At 68.7% G+C, this 19,966-nt stretch carries 20 protein-coding genes; 17 read left to right on the forward strand and 3 right to left on the reverse strand.

All coding sequences use genetic code 11. The features are described from left to right. Positions 1 to 6 precede the first annotated feature (6 nt). From alr to tsaD, 7 genes are all read left to right on the forward strand, one after another. The gene (gene alr / locus AB0F44_RS20110; RefSeq protein ID WP_357358372.1) at positions 7 to 1,194 is read left to right on the forward strand and encodes an alanine racemase; all 1,188 of its coding nucleotides are present in this window, start codon (positions 7 to 9) and stop codon (positions 1,192 to 1,194) included. Continuing rightward, positions 1,191 to 2,288 carry an alpha/beta hydrolase gene (locus tag AB0F44_RS20115; protein WP_350666684.1) on the forward strand — a complete coding sequence of 366 codons (1,098 nt, stop codon included), beginning with the start codon at positions 1,191 to 1,193 and terminating at the stop codon, positions 2,286 to 2,288. Before alr ends, AB0F44_RS20115 begins: the two co-directional genes overlap by 4 nt. Then, positions 2,285 to 3,229, forward strand: a complete 945-nt coding sequence (gene tsaE, locus AB0F44_RS20120) for a tRNA (adenosine(37)-N6)-threonylcarbamoyltransferase complex ATPase subunit type 1 TsaE (protein WP_357358374.1) — start codon at positions 2,285 to 2,287, stop codon at positions 3,227 to 3,229. The genes AB0F44_RS20115 and tsaE overlap by 4 nt, the downstream gene beginning before the upstream one ends. A gap of 10 nt (positions 3,230 to 3,239) precedes the next feature. Beyond that, positions 3,240 to 3,920, forward strand: coding sequence for a tRNA (adenosine(37)-N6)-threonylcarbamoyltransferase complex dimerization subunit type 1 TsaB (gene tsaB / locus AB0F44_RS20125; protein WP_357358376.1), 681 nt, complete (start codon positions 3,240 to 3,242; stop codon positions 3,918 to 3,920). Next, positions 3,917 to 4,384, forward strand: a complete 468-nt coding sequence (gene rimI, locus AB0F44_RS20130) for a ribosomal protein S18-alanine N-acetyltransferase (protein WP_357358378.1) — start codon at positions 3,917 to 3,919, stop codon at positions 4,382 to 4,384. The genes tsaB and rimI overlap by 4 nt, the downstream gene beginning before the upstream one ends. 22 nt (positions 4,385 to 4,406) lie before the next feature. After that, on the forward strand, positions 4,407 to 4,970 hold the full coding sequence (locus AB0F44_RS20135) for a hypothetical protein (RefSeq protein WP_357358380.1): 564 nt from the start codon (positions 4,407 to 4,409) through the stop codon (positions 4,968 to 4,970). A gap of 315 nt (positions 4,971 to 5,285) precedes the next feature. Continuing rightward, positions 5,286 to 6,347: a tRNA (adenosine(37)-N6)-threonylcarbamoyltransferase complex transferase subunit TsaD gene (gene tsaD / locus AB0F44_RS20140; protein WP_357358382.1), complete on the forward strand. Its 1,062-nt coding sequence runs from the start codon at positions 5,286 to 5,288 to the stop codon at positions 6,345 to 6,347. 15 nt (positions 6,348 to 6,362) lie between these two features. On the opposite strand, the gene AB0F44_RS20145 is transcribed toward tsaD, so the two are convergent. Then, on the reverse strand, positions 6,363 to 7,544 hold the full coding sequence (locus AB0F44_RS20145) for a class I SAM-dependent methyltransferase (protein WP_357358383.1): 1,182 nt from the start codon (positions 7,542 to 7,544) through the stop codon (positions 6,363 to 6,365). A gap of 99 nt (positions 7,545 to 7,643) precedes the next feature. On the opposite strand from AB0F44_RS20145, the gene AB0F44_RS20150 reads away from it, so the two are divergent. The 3 genes from AB0F44_RS20150 (at position 7,644) to groL (ending at position 10,455) form a co-directional block, all read left to right on the forward strand. After that, on the forward strand, positions 7,644 to 8,276 hold the full coding sequence (locus AB0F44_RS20150) for a hypothetical protein (protein WP_357358385.1): 633 nt from the start codon (positions 7,644 to 7,646) through the stop codon (positions 8,274 to 8,276). 187 nt (positions 8,277 to 8,463) lie between these two features. After that, entirely contained in the window at positions 8,464 to 8,757 is a 294-nt protein-coding gene (gene groES / locus AB0F44_RS20155) for a co-chaperone GroES (RefSeq protein ID WP_008362423.1), read from the forward strand. A 78-nt stretch (positions 8,758 to 8,835) separates the two neighbouring features. Beyond that, positions 8,836 to 10,455, forward strand: coding sequence for a chaperonin GroEL (gene groL / locus AB0F44_RS20160; protein ID WP_357358387.1), 1,620 nt, complete (start codon positions 8,836 to 8,838; stop codon positions 10,453 to 10,455). Positions 10,456 to 10,539: 84 nt separating this feature from the next. Here the strand turns inward: groL and AB0F44_RS20165 are convergent, their stop codons facing one another. Together AB0F44_RS20165 and AB0F44_RS20170 are read right to left on the reverse strand one after the other, a co-directional pair. After that, positions 10,540 to 11,289 (reverse strand): GH25 family lysozyme, encoded by a 750-nt coding sequence (locus AB0F44_RS20165; RefSeq protein WP_357358389.1) that lies wholly within the window; start codon positions 11,287 to 11,289, stop codon positions 10,540 to 10,542. Positions 11,290 to 11,309: 20 nt separating this feature from the next. Continuing rightward, positions 11,310 to 11,987: a DUF305 domain-containing protein gene (locus AB0F44_RS20170; protein WP_357358391.1), complete on the reverse strand. Its 678-nt coding sequence runs from the start codon at positions 11,985 to 11,987 to the stop codon at positions 11,310 to 11,312. 180 nt (positions 11,988 to 12,167) lie between these two features. Between AB0F44_RS20170 and AB0F44_RS20175 the strand changes: the two genes are divergently transcribed. From AB0F44_RS20175 to AB0F44_RS20205, 7 genes are all read left to right on the forward strand, one after another. Then, complete coding sequence (locus tag AB0F44_RS20175; protein ID WP_357358393.1) at positions 12,168 to 13,634, forward strand: hypothetical protein; 1,467 nt, start codon at positions 12,168 to 12,170, stop codon at positions 13,632 to 13,634. A 141-nt stretch (positions 13,635 to 13,775) separates the two neighbouring features. Continuing rightward, positions 13,776 to 14,531 (forward strand): hypothetical protein, encoded by a 756-nt coding sequence (locus AB0F44_RS20180; protein ID WP_357358395.1) that lies wholly within the window; start codon positions 13,776 to 13,778, stop codon positions 14,529 to 14,531. A 66-nt stretch (positions 14,532 to 14,597) separates the two neighbouring features. After that, a complete protein-coding gene (locus tag AB0F44_RS20185) occupies positions 14,598 to 15,383 on the forward strand; it encodes a DUF1684 domain-containing protein (protein WP_357358397.1) in 786 nt (261 codons plus the stop codon). A gap of 66 nt (positions 15,384 to 15,449) precedes the next feature. Beyond that, positions 15,450 to 16,349, forward strand: a complete 900-nt coding sequence (locus AB0F44_RS20190; protein WP_357358399.1) for a GNAT family N-acetyltransferase — start codon at positions 15,450 to 15,452, stop codon at positions 16,347 to 16,349. Between the two features lie 128 nt (positions 16,350 to 16,477). After that, on the forward strand, positions 16,478 to 17,977 hold the full coding sequence (gene guaB, locus AB0F44_RS20195) for an IMP dehydrogenase (RefSeq protein WP_357358401.1): 1,500 nt from the start codon (positions 16,478 to 16,480) through the stop codon (positions 17,975 to 17,977). A gap of 226 nt (positions 17,978 to 18,203) precedes the next feature. Beyond that, complete coding sequence (locus AB0F44_RS20200; RefSeq protein ID WP_357358403.1) at positions 18,204 to 19,172, forward strand: amino acid ABC transporter permease; 969 nt, start codon at positions 18,204 to 18,206, stop codon at positions 19,170 to 19,172. Then, on the forward strand, positions 19,172 to 19,933 hold the full coding sequence (locus AB0F44_RS20205) for an amino acid ABC transporter ATP-binding protein (protein WP_357358404.1): 762 nt from the start codon (positions 19,172 to 19,174) through the stop codon (positions 19,931 to 19,933). Before AB0F44_RS20200 ends, AB0F44_RS20205 begins: the two co-directional genes overlap by 1 nt. Positions 19,934 to 19,966: the final 33 nt, after the last annotated feature.

Raw genomic sequence — 19,966 nt, forward strand, 5'->3', positions numbered from 1 at the left:
GACACCATGTCACCGAGCCCAGCGCCTCGGGCTCCGCTTCGGCGAGCCGAGATAGTCATCGACCTCGCCGCGATCCGGCACAACGTCTCGCGGCTGCGGGAGCACCTGCGTACGCCGATCATGACGGTGGTCAAGGCCGACGGCTACGGGCACGGCCTGGTCGAGGCCGGACGGGCCGCCCGCGAGGGCGGCGCGGACTGGCTCGGCGTGGCGTCGGTCGACGAGGCGCTCGCGCTGCGCGCGGCCGGCGACGAGGGCCGGCTGCTGGCCTGGCTGATCATGCCGAGCGAGCCCGTCGAGGAGCTCGTGGCCGCGGACATCGACATCACCGCCTACACCGTGTCCGACCTGGAGAAGTTCGCCGCCGCGGGCGATGCCCTGGGCCGTACGCCGCGGGTGCAGCTCAAGGTCGACACCGGACTCTCCCGGGGCGGCGCGGCCTTCGCGGACTGGTCGAACCTGGTCGCGCTGGCCCGCATCCTGGAGGCCGAGGGAGCGATCCGGGTCACCGGGATCTGGTCGCACTTCAGCGCCAGCGAGAACACCGCTGACCCGGCCAGCGCTCTCCAGGAGAAGGTCTTCGGCGAGGCGCTCGCTGTCGCCGAGGACGCCGGGCTCCGGCCCGAGGTGCGTCATCTCGCCAACTCCGCCGGAGCGCTGCTGCGCCCCAGCGCACGGCTCGACCTGGTGCGGGTCGGGATCGCGACGTACGGTATCGACCCGGCGCCCGGCGTCGACGGGTCGCCGTGGGCCGAGCTCGGACTCGTCCCCGCGATGACCGTGCGGGCCGAGCTGGCGCTGGTGAAGCCGATCGAGGCCGGTGCGGGCGTCTCGTACAACCACACCTGGGTGGCCGAGGAGCCGACGACGATGGGGCTGATCCCGGTCGGCTACGCCGAGGGGATCCAGCGTAGTGCCGGGAATCGCGCCGAGGTGTGGGTCGACGGAGCCCGATACCCCGTGCGCGGCACCATCTGCATGGACCAGATCGTCGTCGATCTCGGGGACGCCTCGGTCGAACGCGGTGCCGAGGTGCTCCTGTGGGGCACCGGCGCCGATGGCGAGCCGACCGCCCAGGACTGGGCCGAGGCGAGCGAGACCATCGCCTACGAGATCGTCACCAGAATCGGAGGACGGATGAAGCGCCGTTATGTTGACACAGACGTCGACACCGAGCAGGGAGACGACACATGAGCAGCATCGCAGCACGGATCGGCCAGATCGCGGCAGGGACCCTGGGAGCGGCGGCGGTCGCTGCCGCGGCTCGCGGCGCGGTGGTGGTCAGGAAGCGCCGCCGCGCGATAGAGGAGCGCCCCGAGGACCGGACCCCGCTCGGTACGCTGCGGTCCTGCCCGGTCACCGTGGTGACCTCCGACGGCGTACCTCTTCATGTCGAGGTCGATGAGGTCGACCCGGCCCACTCGCACCCCGGCGGGGCGAGCGGGGTGACGCTCGTCTTCGTGCACGGCTACTGCCTCAACCTCGACTGCTGGCACTTCCAGCGCGCCGCCTACCGGGGCCTGGTGCGGTCGGTCTTCTACGACCAGCGCAGCCATGGCCGCAGCGGCCGCTCCTCGCTCGGCAACGCCACCATCGACCAGCTCGGCGACGACCTGCTCCGGGTGCTGGACGCGGTCGTGCCGGAGGGTCCGGTGATCCTGGTCGGACACTCGATGGGCGGGATGACGATCGCCGCGCTCGCCGAGGACCACCCCGAGCTGTTCGCGCCCTACAACGAGGGTGGCCGCATCATCGGCGCTGCACTGATCTCGACGACGGCCGGTGGTCTCGACCCGAGCCGGCTGTTGATCCCGGTGCTTCCGGCCAAGCTGTCCGGCGGGATCGCCAACAGCACCATGCGGACGCTGGCCAGGGGGCATGGGATCGTCGACCGGTTCCGCGCCATGGGGTCCTCGGTGGCCACCGTCTTCACCGACGTTTTCGCCTTCGGGGACGAGGTGCCGGAGGCGTACGTCGACTTCGTCGACGGACTGCTCTCGCAGACGCCGTTCGAGGTGGTCGCGGAGTTCTTCCCGAGCTTCCGGAGCCTGGACAAGTTCGCGTCGATCACCATGCTCGGACGGGTGCCGACCACGATCATCTGTGGCACCGACGACCGGCTCACCTCGATCGGCCACAGCCGCAAGCTGCACTCCTACATCCCGGGCTCCCGGCTGGTCGAGTGCGAGAAGGCCGGACACATGGTCATCCTCGAGCGGCACGGTCAGGTCAACGCCGAGCTCGACCAGCTGCTCGCCTCGGCCACCCGGGATGCGGCTTCGGCATGACGCTCGTCTTCGAGCGGGTCGGGCCGGAGGCCGCGACCGAGGTGCTCGGTATCGTCCGGGCCGCCTTCTCCGCCCGCCCGCCGCTGGATCCGCCCGCGGATGCGCTCGGCGAGACCGAGGGGTCGATGAAGGAGCGCCTCGGCGGCTTCGGCGGAGTGGTGGCGCGGTTGGACGGGGTCGGTGTCGGGACCGTCCTGATGGATCCCGCGGACTCGACCCTGTGGCTACGTCGTTTCGCTGTTCTGCCTGATCAGCAGGGTCATGGGGTGGCGCACAAGATGGTGACGTACGCCGCCGGGGTCGCGCGCGCGGAGGGTTTCGGCGATCTCGCGGTGATCGCTCGCGAGGAGCTCCCGGAGACGTTGCGGTTCTGGGAGCGGCAAGGATTTCGGGAGATCTCCCGGGAGTCGCCCGCGGTGCGGCTCCATCGTCCGCTGAACGAGCATGTGGTCGAGGCGCTCGACGCCGACGCCATGTCCGAGCTCGGCCGACGGGTGGCCGGCTTGGTCGCCGCCGGTGACGTACTCGTCCTCTCCGGCGGTCTCGGCGCCGGCAAGACCACCTTCACCAAGGGCCTCGGGGCGGGCCTCGGGGTACGCGGCGAGATCACCTCGCCGACCTTCGTGATCGCCCGGGTGCATCCCTCGACAGTCAGCGGCCCGGAGCTCGTCCACGTCGACGCCTATCGGCTCGGCGGGATCGAGGAGCTCGACGACCTCGACCTGGACACCGATCTCGACGACGCGGTGACCGTCGTGGAGTGGGGCGAGGGCCTGGCCGAGGGTCTCTCCGAGTCACGGTTGGAGATCCGGATCGTACGCGCCGAGGCCGACGAGGCTCCGCTGGATCTGGTCGAGGCGCCCGACGGCGCGGATCCTCGGCGCGTGGAGATCGTCCCGGTCGGGGCCCGCTGGCGCGGCGTGGACCTCAGCGCGCTCTAGGGTGTGAGTTGTGCTTCTCGCCTTTGACACCGCCACGCCCCAGGTGACTGTGGCGCTCCACGATGGCGACGACGTCGTCGCCGAGGTCGTCTCCGACCGCACCATGAAGCATGGTGAGCAGCTCGCGCCGCTGATCTCTGACGTCCTCGCGGAGGCCGGGATCGTACGCCAGGATCTGACCGCCATCGCCGTAGGCGCCGGCCCCGGGCCGTTCACCGGCCTCCGGGTCGGGTTGGTCACCGCCCGGACGCTCGGCTTCGCGCTGGAGATCCCGGTCTATGCGGCCTGCACGCTGGACGTGCTGGCGGTTGAGGCCGTGGTCTCGACAAGCTCGACCACCAAGGACATCGGGGGCGGGTTCTTCGTGGCGACGGATGCGCGGCGCAAGGAGGTCTACCTGGCCTCCTACGACCCCGAGGGCGTACGCCTCGAAGGCCCCGTCGTCGCCCGCCCTGCCGAGGTCGCCACCTCGATGCCGGTCGTCGGGGAGGGAGCGTTGCTCTATCCCGACGCGTTCCCGACACCGCTCGGCCCGGTGCGGCCGTCCGCCGGCTGGCTGGCGCGGGCGGTTGCCGACGAGCAGGTCGAGCTGATGGATCCCGAGCCGCTCTACCTGCGCCGGCCCGATGCGGTGGAGCAGGCTGCCCAGAAAAAGGTTCAGCAGAACGTCCAGAAGAAGGTCTCCCAGTGAACGTACGCCCGGCCGGCCCGGACGACGTCGACGCGATCGCCACCCTCGAGCTCGAGGCGTTCCCCGACGATGCGTGGACGCCCGAGTACCTGCAGGTGGCGATCGACGGGAAGATGCCGACCGTCCGGATCCTCGTCGCCGTCGATGATGCGGGAACGATCGTCGGCCATGCGCTGGTGAGCGTCGTCTACGAGATCGCCGAGCTCCAGCGGATCGCGACTGCCGAGGAGCAGCGCCGCCGCGGGATCGGCGGGTCGCTCCTCGCCGCGTCGATCGACCTCGCTCGGAGCGAGGGAGCCGAGCGACTTCTCCTCGAGGTGCGCGAGGGCAACGTCGGGGCCATCGAGTTCTACCGCCAAGCCGGGTTCGTTGAGATCGACCGCCGCGAGCGCTACTACCGCGATGGGGCGACGGGGATCGTTCTGGCTATGGAGCTCGCCGGGCCGACCGCGACTTCCGGCTGAAGTGTCGGTGGTCTGTGGTGCGATGAGCGCCATGGGCTTCAACCGCAACAGATTCGAATCCAAGACTGCCGGCGTCGCTCTGGCCAGGACGATCGGTCGCGATGGCTTGCGTGCCCCGACCCTCAAGGTGGTCGCCGAGGAGGCGAACATGGGGGTGTCGACGCTGCACCAGTGGTTCGCTGGGCAGCAGAACATGGTGCCCCACGCAGCGGCTGGATTCGCCGGCATCTTTTGGGAGCAGGTCGCTCAGCGGGTGAATGGACAAGGATGGACCGGCTACCTGCCCGCGACCGAGGACGAGCTGTTCTTTCTCCGGGCCTGGTTGGGGATCGAGGAGCTCGCTCGGTCGAACGACGATGTCGGCGAGGCCGTCCGAGACCTGTGGCACGACGTGAGGTTCTGGCTCCATTCCTCGATCGGCCGCGATCTCACCGACTTCGATTCGGAAGGACTGGTGATCTTGCTTCGTGGGCTGTGGGACAGCCTCTGCTCCGCAGATCCGATCGAGTCTGGCATTGCGCAGCAACTCTGGGCCGCCGCCTACTCAGCGCTGCGCGACGATCAGGGCAGCGGCCAGGCAGCCTGACCAACACTTCGAGAGGGAGCATCGGTCGGGCATGGCCTTGCGAGCGGCGAACGAAAATTCGTTCGTCCAGGGCGATCGCCTGGCGTTGATGTCTCGGCATCGGAGGCTTGGACCCAGGCGAACGAAAATTCGTTCGCCTGCCAACGTGCCCTCTCGACGTGGTCCAGGACACGGTGTTCGCGGGCGAACGAAAATTCGTTCGCCCAAAAGGCAGGGTTGGCCCAGCGGTGGTTCGTGCCCACGCCATGCGCGGCAAGCAGCCCGGAATCCAGGCTGCTACCGAGTCCCGGATCGGCGGGGAGGCAGAATGAGCTCATGACTGCTGGTGCCCTCGTTGATGAGCCCTTGGTCCTTGGCATCGAGACGTCCTGCGATGAGACGGGGATCGGGGTGGTGCGCGGGCACACGCTCCTGGCAGATGCGGTGGCGAGCAGCGTCGAGGAGCATTCCCGGTTCGGTGGGGTCGTGCCTGAGGTCGCCAGCCGGGCGCACCTGGAGGCGATGGTGCCGACGATCGAGCGTGCCTGCGAGGAGTCGGGCATCAAGCTCCACGACGTCGACGCGATCGCCGTCACTTCGGGACCGGGCCTCGCGGGTGCCCTGCTGGTCGGGGTAGCAGCGGCCAAGGCGCTCGCCCTCGGGCTGGACAAGCCGATCTACGGGGTCAATCACCTGGCCTCCCACGTCGCGGTCGACCAGCTGCAACACGGGCCGCTCCCCGAGCCCTGCGTCGCCATGCTCGTCTCCGGCGGTCACTCCAGCCTGCTCAAGGTCACCGACATCACCGAGGGCGTTGACCCGATGGGCGCGACCATCGACGACGCCGCGGGCGAGGCCTTCGACAAGGTCGCGCGCCTGCTCGGCCTCGGCTTCCCGGGCGGTCCGGTGATCGACAGGACCGCCACGTCGGGGAGCTCGATCGCGATCGACTTCCCCCGCGGGCTCAGCAGCCGCCGCGATCTGGAGCGACACCGGTTCGACTTCTCCTTCTCCGGCCTCAAGACCGCGGTCGCCCGCTGGATCGAGGCCAAGGAGCGCAGTGGCGAACCCGTCCCGGTTGCCGATGTGGCCGCCAGCTTCCAGGAGGCCGTGGTCGACATCCTGGTGCGAAAGGCCCTCGACGCGGCGTCCTCAGAAGGCATCGAGGACATCATTATCGGCGGCGGGGTCGCGGCCAACAGCCGGCTCCGGGTGCTCGCCGAGGAGCGCGCCACTAAGCTCGGCATCCGCGTCCGGGTCCCGCGCCCGGGACTGTGCACGGACAACGGCGCGATGGTGGCGGCTCTGGGGGCGGAGATGGTGGCCAGGGGACGTACGCCTTCGGCACTGGACCTCCCGGCGGACTCCTCCCAGCCGATCACGACCGTTCTGGTCTGAAGCTCGGTCTGATCCTCAGAAGGGCCGCACCAACAGACACGTCCCCTCGCCGGCAACCCGGGTGAGCACGATCGTGGCCTCCTCGGAGCCGGACAGCGCGAGTCGCTTGCGGAGCTGCTCGGGGACGACCTGTACGCCGCGCTTCTTGATCGTCAGCTTCCCGATCCCGCGCTCGCGCAACGCCGCCTTGAGCTGCTTCTCCCGGTAGGGGAGCTCCTCGAGCAACTGATACCCACGGGCGAACGGTGTCTCGAAGGAGGCGGAGGAGGCGACGTACGCGATGTGCTCGTCGACCAGATGACCCTGCACCCCGGCGGCGACCGCGGTGACCAGCCCGGCACGGATCACGGCCCCATCGGGCTCATAGAGGAAGTCCGCGACCGGGCCGACCTCGGCGCCAGGGTCGTCCTCGGAGGTGAGCGTCGCCAGGCCGCGCTCGCCGATCACGGTGGCCCGCCGGTGCGTGCTGGCCAGCGAGCCCGACCACAGCGCGGCCTCCTTGACCTCGCCGCGGTCGCTGACCCATTCGGCCTCGACCTTGTCGGGTACGAGGTCGTGCGGGATCCCGGGTGCGACCTTCACGCACGCATCGCGCGCGAAGAGGGTCTCGACCCACGACCACGGCGGCGTCCACCCCTCCGCGGAGAAGACCCGGCCCTTGGCGCCGCGACGTGCCGGATCGGCGTACGCGACGTCGAAGGGGGAATGGTCGACGCCTGTCGCGTCGGCAACGGTGACGGCCCCTGGCAGCCCGAGGGCGTCGAGGTTCGCCTGGGCGACGGCGACCCGCTCCGGGTCGTTGTCGACCCCGGCGGCGGTGAGCCCGGCGCGTGAGGAGGCGATCAGGTCACCGCCGATCCCGCAGCCCAGGTCGATGACGCTCGCCGCGTCGAAGGCACGTAGCCGCGCCGCTCGGTGGTGGGCGACGGCGAGGCGGGTGGCCTGCTCGAGTCCGTCGGGGGTGAAGTACATCCTCGGCGCCAGGTCGCCGAACTTGGCGGCCGCCTTCCGGCGCAGGTCGACCTGGGTCATCGCCGCGGCCACGCGCTCGGCCGCCTCGTCCTTGCGCAGGGCGGTCTGCACCGCCAGGTCCGAGTCCTTGCCGTCTGATTCCGCCGAGAGCGACATCTCGGTGGCCCGCGCCAGCAGCCGCTGCCCGTCATCGGTCAGCAACCAGGAGAAGGCGTCGAGGTCCATGCGACCGATCCTCTCAGGCCGGTTTCCGGTCCGGGCAAACTCCATTACCCCACTGGGTGTTTGTGATCTAGGATCCGCCGGGTGCGTAGATCCCCCCGCATGACCTCTCTGACCTTCTCGGCGGCCGCGGCCGTCATCACCCTGCTGTCACTGCTGCTCGCCGCGCCGGCTTCGGCCGACTCCGCGACTCCGGTGGGCCAGTGCTCCTCCGGGGACCGCACCTACTCGTCGGTGGGCGCCACCTCGGCCACCGCGACTGCCCCCGAGGGCTACCGGATCGCCTCCTTCTGCGTGGTGGGCCGCGGCAACGCGGGCGCGGAGATGCACACTCTGTCCGCGCCGCAGCGGACCGCGGTCGTCGCGCACAGCTCCGGCAAGCAGCTGGAGAGCTACTCGGTGACGTACGTGCAGGCCCCGGTTGCGAGCGTGCCCGAAGCGGCCGAGGAGACGGCGACGGAGAAGGAAGAGGCGAAGGCGGAACGTACGCCGAAATCGGAGGAGTCGGAGCCGGAACCGAGCCGCTCGGCCCCTGCCGAGAAGTCGGCCGCCCCGGGGGAGACGACGCTGTTGCCGTCCCAGCTGAGCGACGGGGAGGAGCTCCAGATCACCACTTTCGAGGAAAAGGACGACAGCGAGGATCGCTGGTCGTTCCTGGTGGTCGGCGGGATCATCGTCGTCGGTCTCATCGCGGGAGCGATCGCGCTGCTGGTGAGGATCCCGGGGCAGCGATAGACCGGCCTTGCTGGCACTCATTGCGGGCGAGTGCTAACGTCTGCACTGGCACTCTCCCCCTGAGTGTGCCAGCGCTTGCGAGCCGGGTGCGACCCCCGCGACGGCGTACGTGGCAGATCGCAAGCACAGACGTAGCAACACCCACCGAAGTCTGACTCCGTAGAAAAGAAATGGGGAGGTCGACACAGTGTCGGTCAACATCAAGCCTCTTGAGGACCGGATCGTCGTCAAGGCCGTCGAGGCCGAGCAGACCACCGCCTCCGGTCTGGTCATCCCGGACACCGCCAAGGAGAAGCCCCAGGAGGGCGAGGTCCTGGCGCTCGGCCCGGGTCGCATCGACGACAAGGGCAACCGCGTCCCGCTCGACGTCGCCGTCGGCGACAAGGTCATCTACAGCAAGTACGGCGGCACCGAGGTGAAGTACGCCGGCGAGGAGTACCTCATCCTTTCCGCCCGCGACATCCTCGCGGTCATCGCCTGACGATCATCCGTCTCGCACATCTGACGCGGCCGGGCCAGCCGGCCCGGCCGCGTCCGTGCGTACAAGGGAGTATGTGAAATGCCGAAGATCCTGGAGTTCGACGAGAACGCCCGCCGCGCCCTCGAGCGTGGCGTCGACGCCCTCGCCAACGCCGTCAAGGTGACGCTGGGCCCCAAGGGCCGCTACGTCGTCCTCGACAAGAAGTGGGGCGCTCCGACCATCACCAACGACGGTGTCACCGTCGCTCGTGAGATCGAGCTGGACGACCCGTTCGAGAACCTTGGTGCTCAGCTCACCAAGGAGGTTGCGACCAAGACCAACGACATCGCTGGTGACGGTACGACCACCGCGACCGTCCTCGCCCAGGCGATGGTCCACGAGGGTCTGCGCGCGGTTGCCGCCGGCGCGAACCCGATGAGCCTCAAGCGCGGTATGGACGCCGCCGCGGCCGCCGTCGGCGACGCCCTGCGTGCCGCCGCCCGTGAGGTTGTCGACGAGTCCGACATGGCCTCGGTCGCCACCATCTCCTCCCGCGACGCGAAGATCGGCGAGATCCTCGCCGAGGCCTTCGCCAAGGTGGGCAAGGACGGTGTCATCACCGTCGAGGAGTCCAACACCACCGGCACCGAGCTCGAGTTCACCGAGGGTATGCAGTTCGACAAGGGCTACATCTCTCAGTACTTCGTGACCGACCAGGAGCGGATGGAGGCCGTCATCGACGAGCCGCTGATCCTGCTCGTCCAGGGCAAGATCAGCTCCATCCAGGAGCTCCTGCCGCTGCTGGAGAAGGTCATCGCCGCCGGCAAGCCGCTGTTCATCATCGCCGAGGACGTCGAGGGCGAAGCCCTCTCGACCCTGGTCGTGAACAAGATCAAGGGCACCTTCAACGCGACCGCCGTCAAGGCGCCCGCGTTCGGTGACCGCCGCAAGGCCATGCTGCAGGACATCGCGATCCTCACCGGCGCGCAGGTCGTTGCCGAGGAGGTCGGCCTCAAGCTCGACCAGGTCGGCCTCGAGGTGCTCGGCACCGCTCGCCGGATCACGGTCACGAAGGACAACACCACGATCGTCGAAGGCGGCGGCGACGCTGCCGCGGTCGAGGGTCGCGTCAACGAGATCAAGTCCGAGATCGAGCGGACCGACTCCGACTGGGACCGCGAGAAGCTCCAGGAGCGCCTCGCCAAGCTCGCCGGTGGCGTCTGCGTGATCAAGGTCGGTGCTCACACCGAGGTGGAGCTCAAGGAGAAGAAGCACCGCATCGAGGACGCTGTCTCCGCGACCCGCGCCGCGATCGAAGAGGGCATCGTCGCCGGCGGTGGCTCCGCGCTGATCCACGCCGTCTCCGTTCTGGAGAAGGACCTCGGCCTCGAGGGCGACGAGGCGGTCGGCGTACGCGTCGTCCGCAAGGCCGCCGACGAGCCGCTGCGCTGGATCGCCGAGAACGGTGGCGACAACGGCTACGTCATCACCACCAAGGTCCGCGAGCTCGGCGTCGGCCAGGGCTTCAACGCCGCCACGGGTGAGTACGGCGACCTGGTCGCCCAGGGCGTCATCGACCCGGTCAAGGTCACCCGCTCCGCGCTGATCAACGCCACCTCGATCGCGGGCATGCTGCTCACGACCGAGACCCTGGTCGTCGACAAGCCGGAAGAGGACGAGGCGCCCGCGGGCGGTCACGGCCACGGTCACGGCCACTGACGAATAGCCGAGTCGGCGCATCTTGCCCCGTGCTTCGCGAAAGCGAAGCGAGCGAAAGGGGCGGGATGCGCCGATTCGGCCATTTCAGCGAAGGGTGAGCTCGGCGAGGTCCACGTCGTCGGAGAGCACGTTCATATCGACGTACGCCTCGTCCTCGCTGCCCACGCCGTCGAGCCGGTCGCGGTTGGAGTACTGCCAGACGGTCCAGTCGCGTCCGTCGGGGACTCGGGGCGGCCAGGCGACGGAGCGGAACCAGATGGGGTTGTCGGGGTAGAGGTCGACCAGATAGGCGCGGTAGGCCGACGGGGTGGTGTAGATGACCGGCGCGATGCCGTAGTGCTCCTCGAGCGTGGACAGCAGCGGGTCGAGGATCGCGCGGACCTCGGTGGCGGGCGGCAGGTCCCCCTTGAAGGAGCCGTACGGCTCCAGGTCGACGACCGGGGCGAGCGTGCCGGTCACGCGCGGCACCGTGGCGATCATGTTGTGCGCTTGGTCGGCGCCGGGGCTCTCGAAGCTCATGAAGTGGTAGGCACCCGTCGCGATCCCGGCCCGCTGCGACTCGGCCCAGTTGGCGGCGAAGCGTGAGTCGACGTGCGAGGAGCCCTCGGTCGCCTTGATCCAGGCGAAGTCGATGTCCTGCTCGGCGACCCGCGGCCAGTCGACGGTGCCGTTGTGGTGGGAGACGTCGATGCCGCGTACGTCGTACTTGGCCGCGAACATTCGGGTGGGCATCACGACGCCGGTGTAGACCAGCGCGGTCGTGATCAGGGCGAGGCAGACGACGACGGCGGAGCCGATCAGCACGCGTCGACGACGGGCGGGGGCGAGGGGCACCCGCCGAAACGTACCGGTTCTCACAACTCCGCGAGCAGCTTCTCCATGATGTCGATCTCGACCGACTGTGTGGCCTCGACGTCCATCGCCATCTCGATGGCCAGCGCATCGCTGCCCTTGGAGGCCATCGGCTCGGCCATGGCCAGGGCGCCCTGGTGGTGCTGGATCATCCCGGTCAGGAAGAGCCGGTCGAACTCCTCGCCACGGGCCTCGCCGAGCTCGCTCATCTGAGCCGGGGTGAGCATCCCGGCCATGGTGTGCGCCGGGTCAGAGGCGCGCGGCACCCGTAGCCCGCGGGTGTTGAGCCATCCGCTCATCGCCACGATCTCGGGGCCCTGGGCCGACTCGATGCGCTTGGCCAAGGACACGACCTCGGGGTGCACGCCACGCTCGCGCGCCAGCCGGGTCATCTCCAGCGCCTGGGCGTGGTGCGGGATCATCATCGTCACGAAGTCGGCATCGGTCTGGGTCCACGGGTCCGTGGCAGCGGCCGAAGGCGAGATCGTCGCCGCGGCCTCACCCGGCGCTCCGCCCTGGACCACGGGTGCCGACTGGGTGGCCGCCTCCGGGCTGGGCGAGTGCCCGCCGTGCCCGCCGTGCTCGCCTTGCGCGTCGTCCGAGGAACCTCCGCAGCCGCCGAGCGAGATCGCCGCGAACACGACACCCGCCGTGATGACACCCAATCGCCTATCGCGCACGTGTCTCCTTCCGAGATCCCGCAGAGGTGAACAATTTATTCATATTCCATGCCTCCCGTGTACGACTTTTACTAAAGTTGAGAGGTCCTGCCCGTGCCACCCCACGGCGGCCGACTCGGAAGGCTTGCGAACATGAGGCTTAGACGACCCACCCAATACCTGGCCCCCATCGCGGTGGTCATGGTTGTCGCAGGAGGGCTGGCCGTCGCCGCCCCGTCCTCCGCAGACGAGTCCCACACCCACGGCACCGAGACCACCGAGGCTCCCGAAGCCCAGACGAGCTGCACGGCCGAAGAGAAGCAGGCGATCACCAAGCTCGGTGACAACTTCGCCTCCGCCTGCGTCGCCGGCAACGACCTCGCCCAGCTGGGCGCCAACAATCCGGTCGTGCCCGCCGGCGAGTCCGACGGCACACCCAACCTGCACCTGATCGCCAACATCCCCAAGTCGGGTGCCTTCACACCCACCAACGCGCTCAACAGCGACCTCGCCTTCCAGGGCAACTACGCCTTCGCAGGCAACTACAACGGGTTCAACGTCATCGACATCAGGAACCCGGCCAGCCCACGACTCGTGAAGCAGTACGTCTGCCCCGGGTCCCAGAACGACATCTCCGTCTATGACGACCTGCTGGTCCTCTCCGTCGACTCCAGCCGCAGCAACAACACCTGCGACAACGTGGCCCAGTCGGCCGAGATCAAGGAGTCGTGGGAAGGCCTCCGCGTCTTCGACATCAGCAACCCGAGAGACCCGGAGTACGTCGCGGCGGTCGAGACCAAGTGCGGCTCACACACCCACTCGCTGGCACCGAGCAAGGACGGGCGATCGGTCTACGCGTACGTCTCCTCCTACGGTCCCCGCGCGACCTACCCCGACTGCCAGCCCCCGCACGACAAGATCAGCATCGTGAAGATCCCGAAGCGGGCGCCCGAGCGGGCCGCGGTGGTCAACGAGCCGGTGCTGTTCCCCGACGGCGGCTACACCAACACCGCTGGCTGCCACGACATCACCACCTACCCGTCCAAGGACATCGCCGCCGGCGCCTGCATGGGTGACGGCATCCTGATGGACATCTCCGACCGCGAGAACCCGGTGGTGACCGAGCAGGTCACTGACACCGCGAACTTCGCGTTCTGGCACTCGGCCACCTTCAACAACACCGGCACCAAGGTCGTCTTCACCGACGAGCTCGGTGGCGGCGGTGCGCCGACCTGCAACCCGGAGACCGGGATGGAGAAGGGCGCCAACGGCATCTACGACATCGAGGGCGGACAGCTCGTCTTCAAGTCCTACTACAAGATCCCGCGCACCCAGTCCAACACCGAGAACTGCGTCGCCCACAACGGCTCGCTGATCCCGGTCAAGGGCAAGGACATCATGGTGCAGGCCTGGTACCAGGGCGGTGTGTCGGTCTACGACTTCACCGACTCGGCCAACCCGAAGGAGATCGCCTGGTTCGACCGCGGTCCGTTCGAGGACACCACGACCATCGCCGGTCCCTGGTCGACCTACTACTACAACGGCTACATCTACTCCAACGAGATCCAGCGCGGCTTCGACGTCTTCGACCTGCGCGACCCACGGGTCGCCTCGGCGAAGCGAGTCAGGTTCGATGAGCTGAACGTCCAGGCTCAGCCCTCCTACTAGGAAGCTGAGTCGGCGCATCTGACCCCGTGTCTCGCGAAGCGAAGCGAGCGAGAGGGGTCGGATGCGCCGACTCGGCGATTTCAGCGAATGACCAGCTGGTCGCAACCTCCTGGCCACCAGGAGACGCCATGGTTCTCCTCGATGACCGAGACCGTTGCCGCCGCCCGGACCGGCTGGGCACACGTGACCCGGCTGACCAGGCGCGGTCCGCTCGAGTGGCTGGCGGCAGGCGTGCTCGCCCTCCTTCTCCTGAGGGTCCTGTGGAGCCTGATGAGGAACGAGAACCTGCTCCCGGACGCAGTGGTCGGCTATCTGCTCCACGCGGACGTCCTCGCCGGGGTCTGGCTCACGATCCGGCTGACCGTGCTGGTCTTCGCGGCGGCCTGGGCGATCGGGCTCGTCGCGATCTGGATGGAGAGGTCGGGCAACCTGCTGCTGGGTGGGATAGCGGCGGCGTACGTCTGGGTCTTCGGCAGCATCCCGGTGCTCGTCCAGCTGCTGCTGTGGAGCAACATCGCGCTGATCTTTCCCGACATCACCTTCGGGATCCCGGGTGTGCACATCGACGCGGTCCGGCTGGTCACGCCGGTCTACGCGGCGATCGCGGGGCTGGCGCTGGCGATGGGAGCGTACGCGGCGAGGGCTCTCCCGAGCGGTGACCGGCTCGCCGCGCTGGGCGATCTCCTGGTGACGACACTTCAGGCCACGAGCCTGGTCTCGGTGCTCTCGATCACCGACCTGCTCGGCGTCGTCCAGGCGCTCGAGGAGCGCAACCATCTGATCATCCCGCTGCTGGTGGTGGCGGCGATCTGGTACCTCGTCCTGGTCACCGCGGCGCGCAGCGCGATCCGTCTTGCCCGGCTCGCACGCGGGAAGGGTCAGGCGCCCCGACGGTGAACCCGAGGGTAAAAGTCGACGACCATTGCAAGACCTGGCAACGCAACTCTTTGTAGAGTGCAGCGCGTGACTTTCGAGCGGGCTTGGCAACGGTGGCGCGATGAGCGGGAAGCCGAGCTGAGAAGCCCCGAAGGTTTCCTGGCGATCACCGGCCTGCACTGGCTGGGCCGCAGGCCGGTTCGGTTTCCCGGAATCCCGGGCGTCTGGTCGACCGGTCCCGAGGGCGCCGTCGTCGAGCTCGGTGAGGGTGAGTGGCTCGAGCTCGGCGGTGCCAAGCTCGCCGGTCGACACGTCTTCGGTCACGTGGATCCCGTCGGCGTGATCGCGACCTTCGACGGCGGGACGGTCGAGGTCGCCGACCGCTTCGGCACCCCGGTGCTGCGGCCGCGGCAGCCCGACGGACCGTTCCTGCGCGACTACACCAGCACGCCGACGTACGCTCCGGACCCGTCGTGGCAGGTCAGTGCCACCTTCACCGCATACGAGACGAGCCGTCCGATCTCGGTCGGCTCCGTGGTCGAGGGCCGGTCGAGCGTCATCGACGCCGTGGGGGAGGTTGCGTTCGAAGTCGGTGGTCGGCCGCAGCGACTGATCGCCTTCGATGGCGGCGACGACGAGCTGTGGCTGCTGTTCACCGACGAGACCAGCGGCGTGACGACCTACGCGGCCTGCCGCCAGCTCGCCGTCGAGCCACCGGTCGACGGCACCGTCGTCCTCGACTTCAACCGCGCCAAGAACATGCCCTGCGCCTACACGATCCATGCCACCTGCCCGCTCCCGCCCGCGAGCAACCACATCGACGTGCTCGTCGAAGCCGGCGAGCAGACCCCGCCGCGTCCGCCCGCGGACTGAAGGTTTAACCGTGAGTAACGGACCAGAAACAGCGAAACAGGCAGACTAGGGCTCATGGTGGGGACGATGTTGTGGAGAGTGCGTACGACGCTGCCGGACCGACCAGGCACACTGGCGGCGCTGGCACAGCGCTGCGGTGAGGCCGGGGTCAACATCCTGGGGATGCAGATCTTCCCAGGGCTGGCGCAGGTGACCGACGAGTTCGTGCTGCGTACGCCCGAGGGTTGGGGCGAGAAGGAGATCTGTGACCTGATCTCCTCCGCAGGTGGCGGCGCGATCGTGATCCAGACCGCCACCGAGGCGGCGCTGGCCGACCAGCCGACGCGCTACGTGCAGGCGGCCCGCCACGTCCTGGAGCGGCCGATGGCGTTCCCGGAGGTGGTCGCCCAGCTCTTCGACGCCGAGGCCGAGGCCCCGCCCGGGGTCGTCCACGACACCATGGAGCTGCGGGTCGCCGATGTCGACGTCCAGCTGCACCGCACCGCCCCCTTCACCGCGACCGAGCACGCCCGCGGCTCCGCGATGGCCGACCTGGTCAACGACGTCCTCGACCGCAGCCGCGAGTCGGCGGCGATCGGCACCACCCCTCCCGTACGCCGCCTGGGCACCGGGAGTACCCCCGACCTCGTCGTCACCGGCGAGGCCGTCACCGCCCTGATCGACGGCGTCGCCGTCGGCATCGGCGAGGTCCTGGCGCCGACCGAGGAGGAGAAGAACGTACGCATCGTCAACCTGCGCGTCGACCCGGCCTGGCAGCGCCGCGGCATCGGCACCCGGCTGCTGGTCGACACCGCCAGGCTCGCGCACATGCTCGGCGCCGACGAGATCCTGCTCACCACCCAGTCGGACAACCAGGCCGTCCTGCCCATGGTCCTCGCCGCCGGGATGCGCGGACGGATCCGGATGGCCGGCGACCTGCTGACCGTCAAGGTGCCGGTGCGGGACCTCAAGCCGCTGAGCAGGTAGTGCAGGAATACCCGGTTAACCGGGTACTCCTGCACTTCTCTGGCGTTGCAACACCCGAGAAGTGCAGGAAAAGCCAGAGAAGTCTCGCCGTTTCGGCGATCTCCGGGGCCCGGCCGTAACATTTCTCCATGGAGATCCCGGAGAAGTTCGCGACGCTCGGCCTCACCTACGACGACGTACTCCTGATGCCTGGATACTCGGATCTGGCGCCGTCTGACATCGATACGACCTCCCGGCTGACCCGCGAGATCAACCTGCGGGTCCCGCTGATCTCCGCGGCGATGGACACCGTGACCGAGTCCCGGATGGCGATCGCGATGGCCCGCCAGGGTGGGATCGGGGTCCTCCACCGGAATCTGAGCATCGAGGATCAGGCCTACCAGGTCGACCTGGTCAAGCGCACCCAGACCGGGATCATCTCCAACCCGGTCACCATTGGGCCCGACGCGACGCTGGAGCAGCTCGACAAGCTCGCCGGTGAGTACCGGATCTCCGGGTTCCCCGTGGTCGACGTCGACCAGAAGCTGATCGGCATCATCACCAACCGCGACCTCCGGTTCACCCCGGTCGCGGAGTGGGCGACCACGAAGGTCAACGAGGTGATGACCTCCAAGGACCTGATCACCGGCCCCGCCGAGATCTCGCGCGAAGAGGCCACCAAGCTGCTGCGTCAGCACAAGCTCGAGCGGCTTCCGCTGGTCGACACCGGCGGCCGCATCACCGGCCTGATCACCGTCAAGGACTTCGTGAAGTCCGAGCAGTTCCCCGACGCCTCCAAGGACGCTCAGGGCCGGCTGCTCGTCGGTGCGGCGATCGGCTACTTCGGCGACGCCTGGGAGCGGGCCACCACGCTCATCGAGGCCGGTGTCGACGTGCTCGTCGCGGACACGGCCCACGGCAACGTACGCATGCTGATCGACATGGTCCACCGCCTCAAGACCGACCCGGCGACCAAGCACGTCCAGGTCATCGGCGGCAACGTCGCGACGAAGGAAGGCGCGCAGAGCTTCGTCGACGCGGGCGCCGACGCGGTCAAGGTCGGCGTCGGCCCGGGCTCGATCTGCACCACCCGCGTCGTCACCGGCGTCGGCGTACCGCAGATCTCCGCGGTCTACGAGGCCTCGCTGGCCTGCAAGCCCGCCGGCGTCCCGGTGATCGCCGACGGCGGTCTGCGCTATTCCGGCGAGATCGGCAAGGCCATCGTCGCCGGTGCCGACACGGTGATGCTCGGCTCGATGCTCGCCGGCACCGAGGAGACCCCCGGTGACACGGTCCTGATCAACGGCAAGCAGTTCAAGGCCTACCGCGGCATGGGCTCCATGGGCGCGATGTCGAGCCGCGGCAAGAAGTCCTTCTCCAAGGACCGCTACTTCCAGGCCGAGGTCACCGACGACGACATGATCGTCCCCGAGGGTGTCGAGGGCCAGGTTGCCTACAAGGGCTCGCTGGCCACCGTCGCCCACCAGCTCACCGGCGGTCTGCACCAGACCATGTTCTACGTCGGCGCGCGCACCATCCCCGAGCTCCAGACCCAGGGCCGCTTCATGCGGATCACCTCGGCCTCGCTCAAGGAGTCGCACCCCCACGACGTCCAGGTCACCGCCGAGGCGCCGAACTACCACGTCTGAGGCAGCGCCCGCGAGCTTGCTCGCGGTCGCGTCGCCGAAGAGATCGAGCAGCGGCGCGGCTGAGCTTGCGAAGCCGCGACCCGCGTGTCGAGGTCTACGCCCCCCGCCGTCGAGCCCCGAACCCCTTGGGTTCGGGGCTCGTCCCATTTCTCGGATGCCTCACCCGGGAACACCCACTACAGCTAGAATGTCGAGCAAGTTACTCGACATATAGAGGTGGTCGCGCGTGAGTGTTGATGAGGCCGTACGTCGCTACCCCCTGCTCGCTCGCGACGGAGACGACGAGCTCCTCGCTGCCCGACTCGTCGGGCGCCGCAAACCGGGACAGTGGATCTCGGCGGTGCTCGCGCTGCTGGTCGTCGCCGGGATCGTGAAGAGCCTGGTGACGAACCCGCGGTACCACTGGGACGTGGTCGGGGCGTTCTTCCTGCGCCCCTCGATCCTCGACGGGCTGGTGCTGACCCTGTGGCTGACCGCCGCGGTGCTGGTGAGCTCCTACCTGCTCGGCATCGTGCTCGCGGTCATGCGGCTCTCCTCGAACCCGGTGCTGAGCTCGGTGAGCGCGGTGTACATCTGGTTTTTCCGGAGCGTGCCGCCGCTGCTGCAGCTGCTCTTCTGGTTCCAGATGGCCTCGCTGTATCCGCAGATCAGCCTGGGGATCCCGTTCCTGAAGCCGTTCGTCACGATCGAGACGGCGCACCTGTTCAGCGGTCTGCTCGCCGCGTTCGTCGGACTCACCTTCGACATCGCCGCGTTCGCCGCCGAGATCATCCGCGGCGGCCTGGTCTCGGTCGAGGCGGGCCAGACCGAGGCGGCCAAGGCGCTCGGCCTGTCCAGGGCCCGGATCTTCTGGCGGATCGTCCTGCCGCAGGCGATGCCGGCCATCATCCCGGCCTCCGGCAACCTGCTGATCGGACTGCTCAAGGGCACCTCGATCGTCTCGGTGATCGCGGTGCAGGACCTGCTCTATTCGGTCCAGCTGATCTACGCCCAGAACTACCTGGTCATCCCGCTGCTTCTGGTCGCGACCATCTGGTACCTGATCCTGGTCACGATCCTGTCGACGATCCAGTTCTTCGTCGAGCGCTACTACGCCCGCGGCAAGGGCGCGCGCACCGGCTTCTGGCGGCTGTGGCGGGGTCAGCTCCCGCTCGTGCCGCGCTCGCCTCGGCGACGTGAGCTGGAGGTGCTCTGATGAGCGATCCTCTCGTCCGGGTCCGCGGCTTGACCAAGCGGTTCGGCCCCAACACGGTCCTCGACGGCATCGACCTCGACGTCGCGCGGGGCTCGGTGGCGGTCGTCCTGGGGCCGTCGGGCTCGGGCAAGTCCACGTTGCTGCGTACGGTCAATCATCTGGAGAAGCCCGATGCCGGCTTCGTCGAGGTGGACGGCGAGGTCATCGGCTACCGGCGCGAGAAGACCCAGCTGCGGGAGCTCTCCGACCGGGCGATCACCCGGCAGCGCAGCCGGATCGGGATGGTCTTCCAGCAGTTCAACCTGTTCCCGCACAAGACCGCGCTGGAGAACATCCTCGAGGGCCAGCTGGCCGCAGGCGTACGCCGCCGGGCGGCCGAGGCGCGCGGGCGCGAGCTGCTCGACCGGGTCGGCCTCGCCGACCGGGAGCGCTCCTACCCGCGGCAGATGTCGGGCGGTCAGCAGCAGCGCGTGGCGATCGCGCGTGCGCTCGCGGTCGAACCCGACCTGATGCTCTTCGACGAGCCGACCTCCGCGCTCGACCCCGAGATGGTCGGCGAGGTGCTCGGCGTGATGAAGGACCTCGCCCAGACCGGGATGACGATGATCGTGGTCACCCACGAGATCGGCTTCGCGCGCGAGGTCGCCGACCAGGTCGTCTTCCTCGACGAGGGCCGGCTGGTCGAGGCCGGGGCACCCGGCGACGTACTCGTCTCTCCCACCCATGAGCGCGCTCGGGCGTTCCTCTCCGCTGTGTTGTGAGCACCCAGACTGTGACCTCCTAGACAAGGAACC

The sequence above is a fragment of the Nocardioides sp. NPDC023903 genome (assembly GCF_040639295.1).
Taxonomy (GTDB): Bacteria; Actinomycetota; Actinomycetes; order Propionibacteriales; family Nocardioidaceae; genus Nocardioides.